Consider the following 19444-nt stretch of genomic DNA (forward strand, 5'->3'; position numbering starts at 1 on the left):
CGAACCCGTCCAGACACCAGCTAACCAGTATAGAAGCAAACACACCGCATCGTCAAATGTGCCTGCCCCGCTGACAAAACGAAATTCAGTTTATGACTCCTTGGCGACATCCGCCGTCTCAGCCTGGGCATCGTCCTCGTCCGACGCCGCCTGGGCCGCCGCAGCGATCCTGGCCAGCTTGGCCTTGACTGCAGGAGTCGAGCCTGTGGACAGGGTCTCCTTGGAGGAAGAGCCATGCCCATGCTTGTTGGTCTTGACGAAGGGGTCGCCGCCCTTGACCGCATAGGGGTCGGCATAGGAGGCGGAAATGGTCGGCTTGTCGTGGAGGATGAAGCCTCGGCCGTGGCAGGTGGGGCACTCCTCGGAGAAGGCCTCGACCAGCCCCTGGCCCACCCGCTTGCGGGTCATCTGGACCAGCCCCAGGGAGGTGACCTCGGCCACCTGATGCTTGGTGCGGTCCCGTGCCAGGCACTCCACCAGGCGGCGTAGGACCAGGTCGCGGTTGGCCGGCATGACCATATCCACATAGTCGATCATGATCATGCCGCCGATGTCGCGCAGGCGCAGCTGCCGGGCGATCTCCTCGGAAGCCTCCAGGTTGCAGCGGGTCACCGTCTCCTCCAGGGACTTGCCCTTGCCGATGAAGCGGCCCGTGTTCACATCGATGGTGGTCATGGCCTCAGTGCGGTCGATGACCAGGGAGCCGCCGGAAGGCAGGTAAACCTGACGCTCCATGCCCTTGCGCAGCTGGCTGTCGATGCTCCAGCGGTCGAAAACATCCTTGCCCTGGTGCTCGGCAGGGTCCCAGTGCTCAAGCTTCTCCTCCAGGTCGGGGGCCATGGTCTCCAGGTAGTTACGGACCCGCTCGTAGACTCCTTCCCCCTGGACCACCAGCTTGGCGAAGTCGTCGTTGAAGATGTCGCGGACCACGCGGATGGCCACGTCCGGCTCGCCCTGCAGAAGCTTGGGGCGCTTGCCGTGCAGGAACTCCTTGCGCTTGTCCTCGATCTTGCTCCACTGACGCTGCAGGTTCTCCAGATCCTTGGTCAGGGCCTCCTCGCTGGCCCCCTCGGCCGCGGTGCGGATGATGACGCCCATGTCCTTGGGAGCCACCCTGGAGACGATGCTCTTGAGGCGGGAACGCTCGCGGTCGGGCAGCTTGCGGCTGACGCCGGTCATGCCGCCCGAGGGCACCAGGACCAGGAAGCGGCCGGCCAGCGTGACCTGCGAGGTCAGCCGGGCGCCCTTGTGGCCGATGGGATCCTTGGTGACCTGGACCAGCACGGGGTCGCCGGACTTAAAGGCCAGCTCGATCCGGCGGGGCTGGCCCTCCAGGCGGGTGGAGTCCCAGTTGACCTCGCCGGCATAGAGCACGCCGTTGCGGGCCTGGCCTATGTCCACGAAGGCGGCCTCCATGCTGGGCAGGACGTTCTGGACCCGGCCCAGGTAAATGTTGCCGACAGTGGAGACCTCCTGGATGTCGGAGACATAGTGCTCGACCAGGATGTCGTCCTCGATGACCGAGATCTGGGTGTGGTGCTCCTTCTCACGCACCACCATCAGACGGTTGACGTTTTCACGGCGGGCCAGGAAGTCCTGCTCGACCAGCTGGGACTGACGGGAGCGCTCGCGGCGGTTGTCCCGTCGACGCTGCTTCTTGGCCTCCAGGCGGGTGGAGCCCTCCACGTCGGTGATCTCGTCAATATACTGCTGCTTGCGGGAACGGCGGGTGCCGGACACCTCCGGCTCGCCCTCAGCGGACTTGGCACCCCTGCGACGACGGCGACGGCGGGTCAGCGGGACCTCGTCCTCATCATCCTTGTCCTTCTCCTGCTCGTGCCCGCGATGGCGACGACGCGTGGAAACGGACTTCTCAGCGTCCTCCTCGTCGCTCTTGGCACGGCGGCGACGACGGGTGCGGGTGCCGGACTCCTGCGGTTCCTCGTCCTGCTCCTGGTCCTCGTCGACCACGAAGGTGATGCCCTCGTGATCCAGATCCTCCTCGATGCGCTCCACCTCGTCGGCGGCCCTGCGCTCCTCGGCGTTGAGCCTGCGGGAACGGCGTGAACCGCCCTCCGAAGTGTTCCTGGACCTGCTGCGGCGAGAGCTCTTGGGCGAGTGCTCGGCATCCTCGTCCTCATCATCCCGTTCTTCGCGCTCATCATGCTCGGGCCGGGAGGCGGGTATGACGGGCTCCTGGAAGAGCAGGGATGTCATAGGACGGGGACGGGAGGCGCGCGGGCGCTCATCCTGCTCCTCGGCCTTCCGGCCTGCCCTCTGGCTGCGGCCCGAGGTCAGTGCCTCCACAGCCTCAATGGCACGCTCCTGACGCTCCTGATCAGCCTCACCCTCCTGGGTATGCTCCTCATCGCGTCGGCGGGCAGCAGTTCGGGTACGACGACGAGTGGTCGTCCTGGTCGGCTTGGACTCGCTCTCATCCACCTGGACGTCCTGATCGGCCGCCTGATCCTCCTTGGGCTTGCGGGTGCGACGGCGACGGGTGGCGGAGGGCTTGGACTCGTCGTCCTCCTCCTTGGCCTTGCGAGAGGTCTTGCGCTTCTCGGCCTCGACCTTCACGGGCACGTCGGCGCCGGCGGCGCCGGCCACTCTGACCACACGCCGTCCAGCACGGCGACGGGTGCCGGAGCCAGCGGTCTGCTCGACCTGCCCTTCCTGCCCATCCCTGGTGGCGGACCTATTATCCTGGGTATCCTCAGTATTCGTTTTTTCGGGCACAATGCTCCTTGCGGCACGCCGCCTCGCGCCGCTCTCACGGTTCCGATCCGTCCTCACGCTGCACTCTCACTGCAGCCGCGCACCTGCGTGCGCCCGATCGAAACGCCTTGGCAAAAAGTCTTCCTGACGCAGGCGGACACCGACGCCCGCACGGATCACTGGGTCTCCGTCCGGGGGGATCAACGCCTACGCTGCAAGTGGTCAGGCAGAACCACCGTCCTCTAGTATGTCACAGATCAGCGGCCATCAGGTCCATTGAGCCACTCGACCAGTATGGCTTCCAGCCGAACCAGGTCATCCAAGGGCACCTGTTCGTCGGCCTTGTGAGCCAGCAGGGGGTCCCCCGCCCCCAAATTGACAGCCGGTAGGCCAAGGGCTGAAAACCGCGCCACATCGGTCCATCCCAGTTTGGCGCGAGGCTGCTGACCCGTGGTCCGGGCGACCAGATCCGCCAGCGAACGCGCCCAAGGCGAGTCCAAACCAGGACGGGCCGCGGGCGATTCGTCGCACATGCGCACCGAAAATCCCTGGAAGACTCCGCCCAGGGCCACATGCTCGCCATTGCCGAGCTCGGCCCCCGTCCCCTGGCCCATCATCAGCTCCTTGGCCTGGGACAGGCTCTTGTCGGGGGCGAACCGGTAATTGACATGCACCCGGCAACGGTCGGGGATGACGTTGGTGCCTAGGCCGCCCTCGATCATGGTGGCGTTGAGCCCTTCCCGATAGTCCAGGCCATCCACCTTCACCGTGGCCGGACGGTACTGCTCCAGCCGGTTCAGAATGGGTGCGGCAGCGTGGATGGCGTTGCTGCCCATCCAGGCCCGGGCGGAATGGGCCGTCGTGCCGTGGGTGATCAGGTCGAAGCGCATGGTTCCGTTGCAGCCGGCCTCGATGGCACAGTCGGTGGGCTCGCCGATGATGGCGAAATCCCCTCGCACCCAGTCAGGATGGGCAGCCACCACCCGGCCCAGCCCGTTCAGATCGGCCTGGACCTCCTCATGGTCGTAGAAGACGAAGGTCAGGTCATAGACCGGCTCCTGCATGGTGAGCGCCAGGTGGAGAAAAACGGCATCAGAGGCCTTCATGTCGGCGGCGCCCCGGCCGTACAACACCCGGGATCCGGGGTGGGCGGCGGCCAGGTCGGCGCGGATGGCCGGGTCGCCGGGCTCCAGCCAGCGCGGGGGCAGATTCCCATCCACGGGGACGGTGTCCAGATGACCGGCAAGGACGATGCGGTGGGGACGGCCCAGCTGGGTGGAGGCCACGACCGTGTCGCCCAACCGTTGGACCAAGAGGTCAGCCCTTGACGACAGGGCCCTCTGGACGGCATCAGCCAGGGCGCCCTCCTGGCCGCTGACCGAGTTCAGGGCGGTCATGGACTCCAGTATCCTTGCCAGGGACCGGGCAGGTTCAGCCCCCTGTACGCCGGTGAGAAGATCAATATCGGTCTGTGTGTTCTTGGCCATAGTGCCATGCTAGCGGGCCGGGAATCGCAGGTGGACTTGCAGCCGCAAGCATGAGGCCCGGGTGGCACAATGGGGACGACAGAAGCGGTGGCACTCCGCCTGGGAGGCCGCCGTCCACCATGCGAGACGAGGAGGATGCCGGAGTGCCTGGACTGCTCAGTGCCATGGAGGGGTTCTTCATCATCGGCGTGGTCATCGCCGTGGGGTATGTGGCCGCCCGCTTCCATGTAGGCGGTCCCACAGCCCAGCTGGTGCTCAACAAGTACTCCTTCTTCGTCTCGACGCCCTGCCTGATGTTCGCCATCCTCTCCAAGCAGAAGCTGTCGGTCATCTTCCACCCCAGCATCATCGTGGCCTTCCTGTCGGCGGCGGCTGTAGGCCTGCTCTTCGTGGCCCTGAACGCGGCCAGCTTTCACCTGCCGGCTGCCGAAGCCACCATCGGCGCTCTGGACTCCCTGTATTTGAACTCCAACAACATCGGGCTGCCTGTAGCCACCTACATTCTGGGCAATCCCACGCTGGTGGCACCCATCCTGGTCATGCAACAGGCCCTGTTCACTCCCATCGGGCTGACCGTTCTGGACGCGACCACCTCCGGCAAGCTCTCGGTCAAGACCATCCTCAAACAGCCCCTGAAGCAGCCCATCCTGATCGGCTCCATAGGCGGCATAGTGATTTCGGCCATCAGCGCCCAGGCCGGCCATTTCATCATCCCCGACTTCGTCTACAAGCCCATCGACATGATCGGGCAGTCGGCCGTGCCCATGATCCTCATGGCCTTCGGCATGTCCCTGCGGGGTTCGCGGCCCATGGGCCAGGGCACCGACCGTCGTGCCACCCTCTGCGCGGTGATCCTGAAGAATCTGGTCATGCCCATAATCGCCTACCTGCTGGCCCGGTTCATGATGGGCTTCAGCGGGGCGGAGCTGTACGGGTGCGTGGTTCTGGCGGCCCTGCCCACCGGCCAGAACGTCTACAACTACGCGGCCCGGTACGAGGTGGGGACCACCTTCGCCAGGGACGGCATCCTGCTGAGCACGATCAGCTCACCCGTAATCATCGCCCTGGTCGCCCTGCTCCTGAGCTGACTCGTCAGACCGGGCCTTCTGTTCAGCCTTCGGCCGCCAGAGTCTCCAAGCGTTGCCGGAAGTGCGGCCAGTCCTGACCGAAGGCCTTCAGCAGGGGCAGATCCCCGACCTTGTCCAGATCCACCCATTCCAGGGCAATGCTCTCATCGTCATTCATGCGCGGCTCGACCTGGTGGCCTGGACGCTCGAAGGCCAGGATGGTCGTATAGCCCCAGGGGCCGTGATCCTCCAGGTAGGAACCCACCACCTGAATGTCCTCCGGGCGGATGTTGGCCTCCTCATAGCTCTCGCGCAGACCGCCCTCCAGCGGATTCTCCCCGTCGGAGATGGCGCCGCCCGGCACACCCCAGGTGCCGCCCTCGGCGCTCCAGCGTGCCCGGTGCTGCAGAAGCACGCTGACCGGTGCGCCCGTGCGGGCATCACGCCGGGCCAGCAAGACGCCGGCAGCCCCGTTGAGCCCCCAATGACGTCTGCCGCAGGCGCAGTCCACCCACCCGTCGCCAGGCTGGTGGACATTCTCCACGGGGGCGACCAGTCCTTCAGGCCCATGCGTCGATCCGGCGGTCTGCCGCCGCTCGGGCATGACTCGTCCGGCCCATAGGTCAGGCCAGGAGACGCCCAGCTCCTGGGCCAGAGCGCGCAGGGTGGGCATGCTCAATCCCATCACTCCACTGGGATCGCCCTGGATGCCCTGGATGAAGGCGCTGCCCAATCCTTCCAAGGTGAAGGATCCGGCCACCTCCAAGGGTTCGCCGGTGGCTACATAGGCCTGCATGGAGGCCCGATCATAGTCTCCGAAGGTCACCTGAGCGCTGCTGACCGCTCGGGCCCGTTGGCCGGTGGCCAGATCGATCAGACAGTGGCCGGTGACCAGGGTGCCGGTTCGGCCACGCATGGCCATCAACCGCTCCAGAGCACGCTCCGGCTGGTGAGGTTTGCCCATGACGGCCCCGTCCACGCTGAACAGCGAGTCGCACCCCAGCAGGAGGGGCCCACGCCCGGCGCCGAGCATCCCGCCCCAGGCTCCAATGACCTGGCTCATGGGATCCCTGGAGGATGCATCCGAATCACCCTGGCTCAGAGGCCTAAACGTGACCAGATCGCCCCGCGAGCGCCGTTCGGCATCCTTGACGGCATCCATGGTCGCTTGGACAGCCGAAGCCTTGGCCTCAGCCAAAACACTGACCCGTTCGCGCGCATCCAGGTCCTCCAGGTGGCGGCCCAGTTTACGGGCCCGTTCCGCCAGCACAGCCGGCTCATCCACCTTTGAGGGTCGGATGATGGGGTCGATGCCCGCCTGGACCAGAAGCCGCCGCCTGGAGGGCGAGGACGAGGCCAGAATGAGCGGGATATGCCTGTCTTCAGTGTTCACGATTGCCTTCCTGGTCCCCTTCCACATGGACCCCCCGGCAGTCCACGTCCAGCGACAGGACCCGCCAGCGGCCGGAATCCAGATAATCCTTGGCAATGGTCCGCAGCTCATTTTCGGCATCACCGTAATGCAGGACGATAATGCAGGGCCCGGCTCCGGAGACCGCCGCCGCGTAGCCCCGACCGCGCAGGAGCTGCAGGAGCTTGGTTGAGGAGGGCATGAGCCCGGCCCGGTATGGCTGATGGAGCCGGTCCTGGGTGGCTACGAAGAGCAGGGCGTTGGCCCTGGCAGCCTGCTCAGCCGCCTCGGCCCCCAGGTCATCCAGGGACTGAGGGTTCAGAGCGCCAGGAATCAGGGCCGCCCTTGACAGGTTGTGAACGGCATCCGCGTAAGGCACCCGGTTGGGCAGGGCCTGTCGGGCCTTCTGTGTGGACAGATGGGCGCCGGGAACAAAAACCGTGGCTTTGATGGCCGGGTCCACCTGGTAGCGCAGGGTGTGGTAGCCGCCCTCCAGGGGCGCGCCCCCGGCTATGGGCAGGGAACCCACCCCCTCGCCAGTGGCCAGATCATAGGAGACGGTCAGCCCCCCGTAGACGGCAGGCGCCACGTTGTCGGGATGCCCCTCGATCTGGGCTGCCAGCGCGAAGACGGCATCACGGCGCAGTGGGCCAGTGTGGGCGAAGGCCGCAGCCGCCGCGATTCCGGCCACGATGGCCTCGGCGCTGGATCCCAATCCCCTGGCCTGGGGGATTCGGTTGACCGCGCGCATGATGAAGCCGAACCTTGGCAGTCCGAAGACCTGGCAGGCCCGCCTGAAGGTGGAGACGACCAGGTGGGTCTCGTCTCGGGGCAGGGTCCGCTCCCCCTCGCCCTTGATGACGACATAGGCGGTGGTGTCGCCCGGATCCACGGAACGGGTGAAGACGATCTCGTCATGGTAGTCCAGCGCCAGCCCGACCGCATCGAAACCTGAACCCAGGTTGGCGCTGGTGGCTGGCACACGCACCCGCACAGTAGACGGGCCCTCTGTTGCAGCGGCCATCATTGGGCCTGCCGATCGAAGACGCGAAGGATAGAGGCCTGCCCAGTGACCGAGTCGAAGGTGGAGATCCGCTCGACCACCTGCCGCAGGGTCACCTCGTCGCACAGGTGGGTGACCACGCGCAGCTGCTGGATCTCGCCGCTGTAGCCCGGGTCATGCAGGGTGGGCTTGATGTCCTGGTTGACTCCGTTGATGGAGATGCCCGCCTCGGAAAAGACCTGGGCGATGGCCGCCAGCACGCCAGGCTTGTCGTGGATCAGGAAACGGACGGCAAAGGCGGCGCGGGATGCATCCAGCGGGGCCATGGGGATGTTGGCGTACATGGGGATCCCCGGACCCATGCCATGCTGGACGATGTGGCGGGCCTCGGTGACCACGTCCCCCAGAACGGCTGATGCTGTGGGCGCCCCGCCGGCACCCCGACCATAGAACATGAGGTCGTCGGCGGCCTTGGCGGTGACGAAGACGGCGTTGAAGCTGCCATGGACCGAGGCCAGAGGGTGGCTGTCGGGAATCAGCGCCGGGTAGACCCGGGCGGAGATGCCCTGTTCGCCGCGCTCAGCCACGGCCAGGAGCTTGATGACCCGGTGCTCGGTCTGTGCGGCCGCTATATCGTCGGCGGTGATGGTGCGGATGCCCTCCACGGGTACATCATCCATGCGCACATCAGTGTGGAAGGCCAGCGTGGCCATGATGGCGGCCTTGGCGGCTGCATCCAGCCCGTCCACATCGGCGGTGGGGTCCGCCTCAGCGAAGCCCTTGGCCTGGGCGTCGCGCAGGGCCTGGTCGAATTGAAGACCCTTGGTGGTCATCTCATCCAGAATGTAGTTGGTGGTCCCGTTGACGATGCCCACCAGGCTGGTGATGCCGTCGCCCACCAGGGATTCGCGCAGGGGACGGACGATGGGGATGGCCCCGCCCACGGCCGCCTCGAAGTAGATGTCAACGCCCTGCTTTTCGGCAGCCCGGTAGAGCTCGGGGCCGTGCTGGGCCAGCAGGGCCTTGTTGGCGGTGACCACGCTGGCGCCCGACTCGATGGCCTTGAGCAGCAGGGTGCGGGCCGGCTCGATGCCGCCGATCAGCTCGATGACGATATCCGCCCGGGTGACCAGGTCGGCTGAGTCTGTGGTCAGCAGGGACGGATCGATCCAATCAGCCTTGACCTTGTCAGGATGAAGGACGGCGATGCCCACCAGCTGCAGGGGACGGCCCACTCGACTGGCCAGGTCCTGGCTCTGCTCCACCAGGAGGCGGGCGGTCTGGGAACCCACGGTCCCAGCCCCCAGAAGTGCTATGCGGATGGGCCTGACGGCCTCCTGCTGCTGCATGCGTTCAGGCATATGGATCCTCCATCCGCCCCATCGGGGCCTGTCGCAGGGTGTTGCTCCATCTTAGAAAGCCAATCCGACACCCGTATCCACCCCGGCGCCTGCTTCCGCCAAGACGGGGCGCATCATCCCTGATCCAAGGCCAGCAGGTCATCCATGGTCTGCCGCCGCAGCATCAGATGGGCACCGGACTGGTCCAGACCTACCACGGGAGGGATCAGAGCCTGGTTGTAATTGCTGGCCATGGTCCGCCCGTAGGCGCCGGTCACCGGCACCATAAGCAGATCACCCCGGCGAATGTCCGCTGGCAGGGCCACATTTTGCACCAGGATATCCCCCGATTCACAGTGCTTGCCGACCACACGGGCCTGGATACGGTCCCCGCTGCCATCCCGGTTGGCCAGGACAGCCGTGTATTGAGCTTCGTAGAGGGCCGGACGAATGTTGTCGCTCATGCCGCCGTCAACCGAAACGTAGGTGCGCACGCTTCCGTCAGACAGGGGGACGGGCTTGACGGTGCCCACCCGATACAGGCTCATGCCGCAGGGTGCCACGATCCAGCGGCCGGGCTCGAAGGCGATGACCGGCATGGGCATGCCCAGGCGACGGTTGATGGCGACCATGTCAGCCCCCAGGCTGGTCAGGGTCTGGTCCAGGTCCATCCGATCCTCATCCGGGGTGTAGGGCACGGAGAAGCCGCCGCCCAGGTCCACCTCGGGCATCAGGTAGCCGTCGGTGGCCCAGAAGGTGTGCCGCAGCAGCATCATGCGCCGGGCGGCCTCGATGAAGGCCGAAGAGTCATGGATCTGGGAGCCGATATGGGTATGGATGCCCACCAGCTCCAGTTCCTTCTCGTGGGAGCGAATCTCCTTGAGCAGGGCGATAGCCGGTCCGTCAGCCAGGGCGGACATGGCTTTGATCCGGGCGGGATCAGCAGGTTCAGCGGGCCCGTTGGCGGCCGAATACAGGGCTGAAGACGACCGGGAGACCACGGAATCGACAGGAGCCGAGGAGCCGTCATTCCTCGTAGCCGCCAATTCTGCTGCCCCAGCCTGTCCGGAGGATCCAGGCTCAGGCCCAAGGTCCAGCAGGCCCACGTCGGTGCCCTGGGGCAGCAGGGGGATGCCGAACTTCTGATCCTCATGGGCGGTAGAGATGTACTCGTGGCCGCCGGCGTGCACACCCACGGTCACCCGGAGCATGACCTTGGCGCGACGCCCCTGGGCCCTTGCAGCAGCGACGATTCGCGCAGGCTCGTCGGGCGCATCGATGACGATGGCCCGGTAGCCCTCCTTCACAGCCAGATCAATCTCCTGGTCGGACTTGTTGTTGCCATGCAGGACCAGACGACGGCCAGGGGCGCCAGCGGCCCGGGCGATCAGCATCTCGCCCAGGGAGCAGGTGTCGATATCCAGCCCCTGGCGCAGCATGATCCGCACGGTCTCCTTGCTGAGGAAGGCCTTGCCCGCGTAGCTGACCCTGGTGGTCGCACCGCCCAGGTCTCGCAGAGCCGCCTGGCGGAAGGCCGAGGCCCGTTCCGCCATCATCGCGGTGTCCATCAGATACATAGGAGTGCCGTAACGCTTGGCCAGGTCCTCCACAGAGCACCCATGCATGGTCAGCGTGCCCTGACGGTCCCGCTGCAAAGCCTCGGGCCAGAACCCGTCGGGCCCCAGCCCGCACATCCCTGTTTCCATCAACGACCTCCTGGTGACCTTGAGGGCTTACATACGGTCCGGAGCCTGGACGCCCAGCAACCCCAGACCGTTGGCGATGACCTGCTGCACGGCGTCATTGAGCCGCAGACGCGCCGCTGCCCGGGCCGGCTGTGGATTCCTGTCCTCGTCCTGGTCCAGATCCGCCCGGCCGGTCGGCTCCATGGGCACCACGCGCTCCAGGTTGTACCAACGGTGATAGACCCCAGCCAGCTGCTCCAGGTAGTGGGCCACCCGGTGGGGGGCCTTCTGGTCGCCGGCAGTCTGAACCACATTGGGATAGAGTGCCAGGACACCCAGAACCTCGTTATCGGCGGCAGTGTCCAGCAGGGACAGGTCGGCCGCGGACGGGTCGATGCCCGCCTGGGCTGCGTTCCGATCCACATTTTTCGAGCGGGCGTGCGCATACTGCACGTAGTAAACGGGGTTGTCGTTGGTGTGCGAGGCCAGCAGGTCCAGGTCGATGTCCACGCTCTGGTTGTAGTCGGTGCGGGCCAGGGAATACCGGGCGGCATCCACCCCCACGGCATCCACCAGATCGTCGATGGTGACCACGTTGCCTGCCCGCTTGCTCATGCGCACGGCCTGGCCGTCCTTGATGACATTGACCAGCTGGCCGATCAGGATCTGCATGTTCACGCCGGGAGTGTCCCCAAAAGCCGCGCAGATGGCCATCATCCGGCCGATGTAGCCATGATGGTCGGCACCCAGCATGTAGATGGCCTCGTCGCAGGGATCCTTGGCCCTGCGTCGCTTGTTCAGATAGTAGGCGATGTCGGCCGCCACATAGGCTGCGTGCCCGTCGGACTTGATGATCACCCGGTCCTTGTCGTCGCCGTAGGTAGTGGAACGGAACCAGGTAGCCCCGTCCTTCTCGAAGATGTCGCCCTTGGCCCGCAGCTCGTCAATGGCCCGCTCCACCTGACCGGACTCATAGAGGCTGTTTTCATGGAACCAGACATCGAAATTGACCCGGAAATCACGCATGGACTGCTGGATCTCGGCGAACATCATGGGCACGGCCCGGGTGCGGAAGGCCTCGCGCTGGGGACTGTCACCCTCGGCGCCGTCCTGGTCGCGCACCCTGGGCATGGCCAGGATGTCCTGCCCTTCGTCGGCGGCCTCCTTGACCACACGCGAGGCAATCTCGTCAATATATGAGCCCTTGTAGCCGTCGGCAGGCACGGGCTCGCCATGGGCCGCCGCCACCAGGGAACGGGAGAAACGGTCGATCTGCGTGCCGTGATCGTTGAAGTAGTACTCCCTGACCACCTTGGCGCCGTTGGCCTCCAGGACGCGGGCCATGGAGTCGCCCACAGCCGCCCAGCGTGTGCCGCCGATGTGGATTGGACCCGTGGGGTTGGCCGAAACGAATTCCAGATTCAGGGTGCGCCCGCTCAGATGATCGTTGCTTCCGAAAGCAGATCCCGCCTCCAGGACCGCATCGACCACAGCAGCCGCCGAAGCCGAGTCCAAGGTTATGTTGATGAAGCCGGGGCCGGCCACATCCACCTGGGCGATCCCATCGGCCTCCCGCAGCGCCTCAGCCAGGGCCTGCCCCAGTTCGACGGGCCTCATGCCGGCCTTCTTGGCCAGCTGCATGGCAATGTTGGTGGACCAGTCCCCGTGGGAGCGGTCCTTGGGGCGCATGACCGCCAGATGGTCGGCATCAGGAACCATGTCAGGCTCCAGGCTTCCCAGGCGGCCTGACTGGGCCATCTTGACGGCGGTCGAAGAGATGATACGGGCAAGTGCTTCAGGACTCATGCCCTCAAGTCTAGCGACGGCGGCGACCAGCAGCCGTCCTGTCTCAGGCCAGAGCCACGACCTCGATCTCGACCAGGGCCCCCTTGGGGATGTCCGCGCCGCCGAAAGCCACACGGGCCGGCCGCACCGAGCCGATAAAAACCTGGGAGTAGGCCTGGTCCACCAGGGTGAAATCCTCCACCCGCCGCATAAGAACGGTGGCCTTGACCACCTTCTCCATGCCGCTGCCGGCTGCATCCAGGATGTTCTTGACATTCTTCAGGGCCTGGGTGGCCTGGTCAGCCGCCGTGCCCTCCACCAAATCCCCGGTGTCCGGGTCGATGCCCAGCTGTCCGGAGACAAAGACAAAGCCCCCGGCCTTCACAGCCTGACTGTAAGCCCCCAAGGCCTGGGGCGCATATGGCGTGCCGATCTCTTCAGGTCCGTCTTCCATGGATCCGTCCTTTCTTCAGGTCCGCCACACCCATGCCGGGCCGAAGCCCCGGGCGGACACCGTCCACTATAGGAGTGCCCGCCCGGCGCAAGCGGCATCAGTCTCAGCCCTTGCGAGCCTCCTGACCCATCCAGTAGGCCAGGGAGCGCAGATCGCCAGCCTCGTAGGTCTTGACGAATTTCTCGACCTGGTCCGGATCCGAGCAGGTCTCCGGGAACCGCATGTAGCGGGTGTCCAGAGGGCTGGCTCCCGTCAGCTTGACATCGATGACCGAGGACCTGTCGGCCTTGCGAGCCTCGGAGAAGGCGTGGCGGGCATCGGCCACCGTGCGCACAGTGAAGCCCAGAGCGCCCATGCCCTCGCCGACCTTGGCCCAGTCGGTGTCGGGCAGATCCACTCCGCTCAAGGGCTGATGGCTGTCGTCGCGCTGCTCGGCCTCGATGTAGCCCAAGGACTGGTTGGAGAAGACCACGTTGATGACCGGAGCATGGTACTTGAGCTGGGCCAGCACCTCCTCGCCGAGCATGGCGAACCCGCCGTCGCCGCTCAGGGAGTAGACGGTCGATTCCGGATGCTCCAGCTTGGCAGCCAGGGCGGCCGGCACGGCGTAGCCCATGGTGGCATGCTTGCCGGAGACGGTCCAGCGGTTGGTGGGCTTCAGATGCAGCAGACGCAGGAAGTCAATATCCACATTGCCCACGTCGGGGATGACGATGTCATTGTCCTCAAGCTGCTGATCGATGACGTGGTAGACGGGCTCAGGCCGCAGGGGCGTGCGAGTGTCCTCGTTAAAGGAGGCCACCCACTGGTCCCAGTTCTCCTTGCTGCGCAGGCAGGCCCTGTAGAAGACGGACTCCTCCTGGTCCTGGCCGGCGGCGGTTATGGCCTTGAGGGCCTCGCGGGCGTCGGCCTGGATGGCCAGGACCACATTGGCCTGGAAGCGCTTGCCCAGCTTGACCGGGTTCAGGTCGATCTGGATGACCTTGGTGTTGGGGGTGACGAACATGGACCCGAAGGGGTTGTCCGAACCCACCCAGACCGTCAGATCGGAAGTGTAAATGGCCTCGGTGGCGGTCTTGGTGGCCACGCGGCCGGCCGACTGCAGGTAGGCAGGATAGGTGTCCTCCACAATCCCCTTGGCCGGGAAGGTGGAGACCATGGGCATCTTGAAACGCTCGGACATGGCGACCAGCTCATCGCGAGCGCCGGCAGCGCCCTGGCCGAAGTAGAGCAGCGGGGCCTTGGCGGACTGGATGATCTCCACCGCCTTGCTGACCTGGTCGGCCGCAGGCTTCAGAGGCTCCGGCTTGCGGAAGTTGGGCGCAGAAGCCACCGGGCGGTCGTCGATCTCGGCCCAGGCCAGGTCCTTGGGGATGATGACCACGGAGACCCCGTGGCTGGCATAGGCGCGGCGGATGGCCTCGTCCACCAGGGCCGGCAGCCCCTGGGCGTTGGTGGCGGCCCTGGCGAATACGGCCACATCGGTAAAGATAGGCACCTCGTCCATGGCCTGGAAGAAGTCCATGTTCATAAAGGCCTGGGGCACCTCGCCCACCAGGGCCAGCACCGGCACGCCGTCCTCGCGGGCATCATAGAGGCCGTTGAGCAGGTGGACAGCCCCTGGGCCCGACGAGCCGAAGCAGACGCCAATCCGGCCGGTCAGCTTGGCCTCGCCGGCAGCAGCCAAGGCTCCGGCCTCCTCATGACGGACCTGGATGAAGTCGATGCGCTCGCGCTCGTTGTGGATGGCGTTCATCATGGAGTCGAAGGAACCGCCGGGCAGGCCATAGATGCGCGGCACCCCCCACTGCTCCAGGACGTGAAGGACAGCATCCCCTGCATTGATTCGATTGGCCATGTGAACTCCTTTGCTTCACCGGGGAAAGGAGGCTCCGCCACAACGCGGAAGCGTCGGTCCTCCCCGACGTTCGGTCTTACCCTTTCACTATGACACCTGAGAACGAGGACACGAGCGGGCCAAGGGCCATGTTCCTCAAAAGCTTAGTGATTCACCACACATATCGTGACGCATATCGTGCGCTTATTTCGTCCAGTAAATGCTCTGATCATAATCCCGGGCACGATGACAGACGGGAGTCGTATAAAGAAAACCCCCACGCTCTTCCTGGCCGCAGGGATTTCATCTTGGTGGGCTCGAAGGGATTCGAACCCTCGACCTTCTGTTCCGGAGACAGACGCTCTATCCGCTGAGCTACGAACCCGACAGCCACTTTCCAGTGGACAACAGAGACCATACTAGGACACTTTGCGCATTTTCGCACCCATGCGCGTCCTCACGTGTCGGTCCAGCCCCCGCCGTTCTCGGCGTGTTGCCCCAAGATTTCAGGCGTTTCATAGGTATCGTGATGGCATGGCTTCGTGTCACCGCCCCGGTTGCGCCATTGCATCCTCATGCGGTGGCGCGAAGCCGCCAACATTCCCGGATGATCTTCTCTCGGGATGATTCACACTCTAGTTCCTTCACCCGGCCATCACAAGCGACCTTCACATACCTGGACAACTCGGATGCGCTGTGGACAGCGCACAGTGACCGCACCCGGCCTACCGTACCATGGGATGCATGGCCATGAATGAGGATGAGGACGATTTCGAGTTCGAGCGCAGATTCTTCTGCCGGAACCTCCCCCGGGAGCTGCTCGGGGAGAGTCGGCCGACCCTGATTGTGCAGAGCTACTACGTGCATGAGGACAACTTCGCCCTGCGGATTCGCCTTCAGGGGCAGGTGGACCCGATGGTGCCCATGACGGCCCGGACCGATGCCCTCCACACCCTGCTTGAGGAAGGCGACCACTTCGAGGCTGCCTCAATGACGGCCAAAGGCCCCTCCGTCGGCGGCACCCGCTACGAGGCCGAACGGGCCATCGACCCGGGCATCGCCCTGGAGCTGATCCTGCGCGGCGGCATTCCCATCGTCAAGAACCGGTATGGAGTCTGGCTGGACGAGGACTGGTGGAACCTGGATGTCTTTGGGGACGGCAACGCCCCCCTGGTAGTGGCCGAGGTGGAGCGGACCGGGCCGGTGACCGACCTGACCATCCCTGATTTTTGCGCCACGGAGATCACCGATGACCCACGATTCTCCAACGATGGGCTGGCCGACCATCCCTTCGGCGACTGGGCGGCCAACTTTGACCGGGAGCTGAAAGCCAGCGGACCGCGCTTCCTCACCAACTTCGACGAGAACCGGGATTCCTGACCCAGGAGCGGTTCAGTACATCAGTGTGGACAGACGGCGACGGGCCTTGGCCAGCCGAGGATCGGTCGGCTCGGGAATGACGAAGTACTCCAGCAGACGGCGGCGGATGGGATCAGTCTGATCCCGGTGCCCGGCCAGAAAGTCCAGCAGACGATCGAAGGCATCCTGGATCTGGCCGCCGATCATGTCCACATCGGCCACATCCAACTGGGCCTGCAGGTCGTCAGGGGCGTCGGCGGCCGCCTGACGGACCCTGCGGACATCGGCCGTGGCTGAACGGGCCATCAGCAGGCACTTGGCCTGTTCCCGCTTGGCCAGATCGTCGGTCGCGTCAGCCTGGACCAGCTTGTCATAGGCTTCGGCCGCAGCTGCATAGTCGCCCTCCTGGGCCAGCCGGTGGGCCTCTTGATGGGCAGGAGGGATGGCATCAGCCGCTGTCTGGCCATCCTGCTCCTCTTGCCCCTGGTCGTTGGTCTCCTGGTAGGGGGCGCTGCCGGTGATGCCGGCCTTCTGCGCCATTTGAACCACCTGTGGGATGAGCTGATCGGTGATCTGGTTCATCTCCTCATCGGTGGGCATCCCCTGCAGGATTGGCATGGGTCGGCCTGCCAGCAGGGCAAAGAGGGCCGGAGCACCCTGCACCTGAAAGGTCTGGGCGATCTGCGGATTGGACGCGATGTCGATGCGGGAGAGTTGAACGCGCCCCTCCTGGGCATTGACGGCCTGGGCCAGGCGGGTGGCCAGGGGAAAGAGACGGTCGTCTGTGGGCACCCAGAGCAGGATCAGAATGGGGAAGGTGGCTGAGGTCTGAACCATAGCCTGAAAGCTGGCCTCCGTAGTATCGATCACGTAGCCGCCGGCAGCGGGTGCGCCTCCCTGCTGGCCTGGCTGAGCATCGACCTGATGCTTGAGCGCGCCCAGGTCGACCGCTCCTGCCAGCGAGACGCCCGGCTGCCCCTGCCCGTTCTTGTTCGCCATGTCAGTCCTCCTAAACCTCGCGGCCGCCGACTGCAGCTTCGGCTCGCCCTCGATTGCATACTCCTGGAAGCCAATCTAGTCCAAGGGTCGGGCGTTCACCCAGCGCAATCCCGCCCTTCAGACCGCTTCCACCTTGATGGGTTCACGCTCGGCGCCCACGGCCCTGATGGGTTCATGCGAGTCCGCCGAAGGTATGTACAGGGCGATCACGTTGACATAGGTGACCTTCATGGTGCTGGTGGGCTTGCCCTGTCCGAAGAGGGCCTTCTCGGCATCCGAGGCCGGCGAGGACTCGCGGCCCTCACCCGCCTGCCTGGTCCAGACCGAATCGATCCGGGCCACGACCAGATCGCCTCCATCGGAGGAGTGCATGACCCGCAGCTGCCCCTGTGCCGGGGTGAAGGTCTGCGACTGGTTGCCCTTGTTGGCTTCGATCCCCTGCTGGACCACCTGGGTCAGCGTGCCCAGGGAGGTGCGGAAGTCATCCTGGGCGAACTCCTTGGCATACTTGCTGCCCTGGGGATTCTGCAGGAGGTCGGCATAGCGGCGCACGGCCTCCACCGGCGTAGCCTTGAGCCCCTGATCGTCGCCCTGCCCCATCCTGGCGCCGATGGTGGCCACCGGGAACTTGGGCAGCTGGGCTCCCTGGAAGAGCCGGGCCACCCCCCAGAGCTTGTAGTTTTCATGGGCGGACTCCTGGTCCAGCACCAAGAGACGTTTGGACTGCTGATCCTGCGTGGTGGTGGTGATCGAAAAGACCGAGCGCGGCCAGCCAGGATCGCCGGGGATCACCGTCTGAGCGATGGTAGTAGGAATGGTTGTCTTCGGATCCAGCTGCCCGGTGGCCTGGGCAATGGTCAGTTCGCTGGTGCGGATCTCCAGCTGGGGTCCGGTGACCCGCTGGTCCAGCCCGGCCGGATCCTTGGCCTCGTTGGCCTGGTCCAGAACAGCCCCGATGCTCTTGCGTATGCGGGCCTCTTGGGCAGGGGTCAGATTGGGCTCAGGAGCCGTGGTTGCGGTGCTCTGAGGCTCGGTCCGGCGAGCTTGGGGAACCTGCCCCTCGCAGGCAGACAGCCCCGGCAGAAGGACCAGGGATAAGGCCAGTGCCGCTGCAGCCGCCACCCTGTTCATCGGCTTGTTCATACTCATCAGCGCTCCTCCTCCCCTTCGTGGGCAAGCCTGGCCAGGTAGGAGGCCATCTCCTGACTGCTGATGACCCTGGTGGACGACATATCGTCGGCTCCCCGATCGCCGCTGACGGTGCGGCCGTCACCATCTTCCTGTTGGTCGGCGACCATATTCCGATTGCGCGGGTCAATCACCACGGGCGGCCTGGGCGGGGGTCCTGGATCCCCCTGTCGTGCCTGGCCGCGGGCATGACGCCGACGCCGACCCGAGGTCGAGCTACGCCGTTGCCCCAGGCCAGGCAGAATGGCGCTTCCCAGGGCCTGGGCCACGCTGACTTCGGGAGTTTCCTCAGACTCCTGCTCGGGCTCGGTCTGCTTGCGGCGCTTGGCCGGATCCATGGCGAAGACCGTAGCCGAAAGAACGGCCAGCAGGGCCAGCAACCCACCGGCAAAGTAGAAGGGCATGGCAAAGTTAGGCAGCTTGTCCCGCTGCCAGAGCATCTCCAGCCCCAGGGAAGGGGAGCCCTGGGGGACCGCCACCAGCAGGACGGCCTGAGGGTCGTCGGTCTTCAAGGACATCGACACGCTGCTGTCAGAACAGGTGACCTGTTTCCACATATCCGAATCCTGAAAGGCCACGCCCTGATCACGTTTGACGGCCTTGCCGGGGCTGGTGTCACTGCCAACGGACAGGGTCTGCCAATCATCCAGGCCACGCACCCGGGCCACATCATGCCCGGCCGTCCAGCCGGCTGCATCTTTGGCCGTGGTCAGGGCCATGCAGATGGTCGGCTTCTGCGACTTGTGCGCTGTGGACCCGGAGACCCCGGCAGAGGCCGCATCCACACGCATGGTCACCCTGCTGTCCACCAGGGGAAGCACACCTGGATCGGTCACCACATAGGCTGCCTTCGTGCGCCCATGCGCATCCACGTGAGCCGAAGGCTTCCAGACCGTGGCGTTCATGATGCCCAGCACAATGGCCGCCACAGCCAGCAGTCCGAAGATGGGGGTGACGATGCCGCGCATGATCATGCTGTGACGCGAAGGCTTGTCAGGCCGCGTCATCTCATCTTGTTCTTCGGGTACTTGCTCCATATTATCGACATTCTACCGTCGGCTCCCTATGATCTGGTTTCCGGCACTGGGAAATCACCCATAAGCCCTAAACTGGG

General features: G+C 65.2%; 14 protein-coding genes and 1 tRNA gene. 2 read left to right on the forward strand and 13 right to left on the reverse strand.

Annotation, left to right across the window (positions count from 1 at the left end; translation table 11 throughout):
* Positions 1-90: 90 nt before the first annotated feature.
* Together H3T92_RS02975 and dapE are read right to left on the reverse strand one after the other, a co-directional pair.
* A complete protein-coding gene (locus tag H3T92_RS02975) occupies positions 91-2736 on the reverse strand; it encodes an Rne/Rng family ribonuclease (RefSeq protein WP_144084992.1) in 2646 nt (881 codons plus the stop codon).
* 236 nt (positions 2737-2972) lie between these two features.
* On the reverse strand, positions 2973-4202 hold the full coding sequence (dapE, locus tag H3T92_RS02980; RefSeq protein ID WP_144084991.1) for a succinyl-diaminopimelate desuccinylase: 1230 nt from the start codon (positions 4200-4202) through the stop codon (positions 2973-2975).
* Positions 4203-4345: 143 nt separating this feature from the next.
* On the opposite strand from dapE, the gene H3T92_RS02985 reads away from it, so the two are divergent.
* Positions 4346-5290: an AEC family transporter gene (locus H3T92_RS02985; RefSeq protein WP_144085209.1), complete on the forward strand. Its 945-nt coding sequence runs from the start codon at positions 4346-4348 to the stop codon at positions 5288-5290.
* 22 nt (positions 5291-5312) lie between these two features.
* Here H3T92_RS02985 and H3T92_RS02990 read toward each other — a convergent pair whose 3' ends face one another.
* The 8 genes from H3T92_RS02990 to H3T92_RS03025 form a co-directional block, all read right to left on the reverse strand.
* A complete protein-coding gene (locus tag H3T92_RS02990; protein ID WP_144084990.1) occupies positions 5313-6662 on the reverse strand; it encodes a Maf family nucleotide pyrophosphatase in 1350 nt (449 codons plus the stop codon).
* Positions 6652-7704, reverse strand: a complete 1053-nt coding sequence (thrB, locus tag H3T92_RS02995; RefSeq protein WP_144084989.1) for a homoserine kinase — start codon at positions 7702-7704, stop codon at positions 6652-6654. The genes H3T92_RS02990 and thrB overlap by 11 nt, the downstream gene beginning before the upstream one ends.
* The gene (locus tag H3T92_RS03000; protein ID WP_186279316.1) at positions 7704-9044 is read right to left on the reverse strand and encodes a homoserine dehydrogenase; all 1341 of its coding nucleotides are present in this window, start codon (positions 9042-9044) and stop codon (positions 7704-7706) included. The genes thrB and H3T92_RS03000 overlap by 1 nt, the downstream gene beginning before the upstream one ends.
* A gap of 113 nt (positions 9045-9157) precedes the next feature.
* Positions 9158-10729 carry a diaminopimelate decarboxylase family protein gene (locus H3T92_RS03005; RefSeq protein WP_144084988.1) on the reverse strand — a complete coding sequence of 524 codons (1572 nt, stop codon included), beginning with the start codon at positions 10727-10729 and terminating at the stop codon, positions 9158-9160.
* Between the two features lie 27 nt (positions 10730-10756).
* Positions 10757-12514, reverse strand: a complete 1758-nt coding sequence (gene argS, locus H3T92_RS03010; RefSeq protein WP_144084987.1) for an arginine--tRNA ligase — start codon at positions 12512-12514, stop codon at positions 10757-10759.
* Between the two features lie 43 nt (positions 12515-12557).
* Entirely contained in the window at positions 12558-12947 is a 390-nt protein-coding gene (locus H3T92_RS03015; RefSeq protein WP_144084986.1) for a Rid family detoxifying hydrolase, read from the reverse strand.
* A gap of 103 nt (positions 12948-13050) precedes the next feature.
* Complete coding sequence (gene spxB, locus H3T92_RS03020; RefSeq protein ID WP_144084985.1) at positions 13051-14805, reverse strand: pyruvate oxidase; 1755 nt, start codon at positions 14803-14805, stop codon at positions 13051-13053.
* 288 nt (positions 14806-15093) lie between these two features.
* Positions 15094-15169, reverse strand: a tRNA-Arg gene (locus tag H3T92_RS03025).
* A gap of 365 nt (positions 15170-15534) precedes the next feature.
* Between H3T92_RS03025 and H3T92_RS03030 the strand changes: the two genes are divergently transcribed.
* Positions 15535-16164 carry a hypothetical protein gene (locus tag H3T92_RS03030; RefSeq protein WP_144085207.1) on the forward strand — a complete coding sequence of 210 codons (630 nt, stop codon included), beginning with the start codon at positions 15535-15537 and terminating at the stop codon, positions 16162-16164.
* 12 nt (positions 16165-16176) lie between these two features.
* On the opposite strand, the gene H3T92_RS03035 is transcribed toward H3T92_RS03030, so the two are convergent.
* The 3 genes from H3T92_RS03035 to H3T92_RS03045 all read right to left on the reverse strand — a co-directional run bounded on the left by H3T92_RS03035 (position 16177) and on the right by H3T92_RS03045 (position 19367).
* Positions 16177-17142: a tetratricopeptide repeat protein gene (locus H3T92_RS03035; protein ID WP_144084984.1), complete on the reverse strand. Its 966-nt coding sequence runs from the start codon at positions 17140-17142 to the stop codon at positions 16177-16179.
* 117 nt (positions 17143-17259) lie between these two features.
* Entirely contained in the window at positions 17260-18285 is a 1026-nt protein-coding gene (locus H3T92_RS03040; protein ID WP_144085206.1) for a hypothetical protein, read from the reverse strand.
* A 5-nt stretch (positions 18286-18290) separates the two neighbouring features.
* Complete coding sequence (locus H3T92_RS03045) at positions 18291-19367, reverse strand: hypothetical protein (protein ID WP_144084983.1); 1077 nt, start codon at positions 19365-19367, stop codon at positions 18291-18293.
* Positions 19368-19444: the final 77 nt, after the last annotated feature.

Origin of the sequence: Bifidobacterium sp. W8112 (assembly GCF_016101425.1) — a bacterium.
Lineage (GTDB): Bacteria > Actinomycetota > Actinomycetes > Actinomycetales > Bifidobacteriaceae > Bombiscardovia > Bombiscardovia apousia.

Bases quoted from the DNA above. Each gene is read 5' to 3' on its own strand.
- dapE (WP_144084991.1), bottom strand. From the start codon at position 4,202: ATGGCCAAGAACACACAGACCGATATTGATCTTCTCACCGGCGTACAG.
- thrB (WP_144084989.1), bottom strand. From the start codon at position 7,704: ATGGCCGCTGCAACAGAGGGCCCGTCTACTGTGCGGGTGCGTGTGCCA.
- H3T92_RS03000 (WP_186279316.1), bottom strand. From the start codon at position 9,044: ATGCCTGAACGCATGCAGCAGCAGGAGGCCGTCAGGCCCATCCGCATA.
- H3T92_RS03005 (WP_144084988.1), bottom strand. From the start codon at position 10,729: ATGGAAACAGGGATGTGCGGGCTGGGGCCCGACGGGTTCTGGCCCGAG.
- argS (WP_144084987.1), bottom strand. From the start codon at position 12,514: ATGAGTCCTGAAGCACTTGCCCGTATCATCTCTTCGACCGCCGTCAAG.
- H3T92_RS03015 (WP_144084986.1), bottom strand. From the start codon at position 12,947: ATGGAAGACGGACCTGAAGAGATCGGCACGCCATATGCGCCCCAGGCC.
- spxB (WP_144084985.1), bottom strand. From the start codon at position 14,805: ATGGCCAATCGAATCAATGCAGGGGATGCTGTCCTTCACGTCCTGGAG.
- H3T92_RS03030 (WP_144085207.1), top strand. From the start codon at position 15,535: ATGAATGAGGATGAGGACGATTTCGAGTTCGAGCGCAGATTCTTCTGC.
- H3T92_RS03035 (WP_144084984.1), bottom strand. From the start codon at position 17,142: ATGGCGAACAAGAACGGGCAGGGGCAGCCGGGCGTCTCGCTGGCAGGA.
- H3T92_RS03040 (WP_144085206.1), bottom strand. From the start codon at position 18,285: ATGAACAAGCCGATGAACAGGGTGGCGGCTGCAGCGGCACTGGCCTTA.
- H3T92_RS03045 (WP_144084983.1), bottom strand. From the start codon at position 19,367: ATGGAGCAAGTACCCGAAGAACAAGATGAGATGACGCGGCCTGACAAG.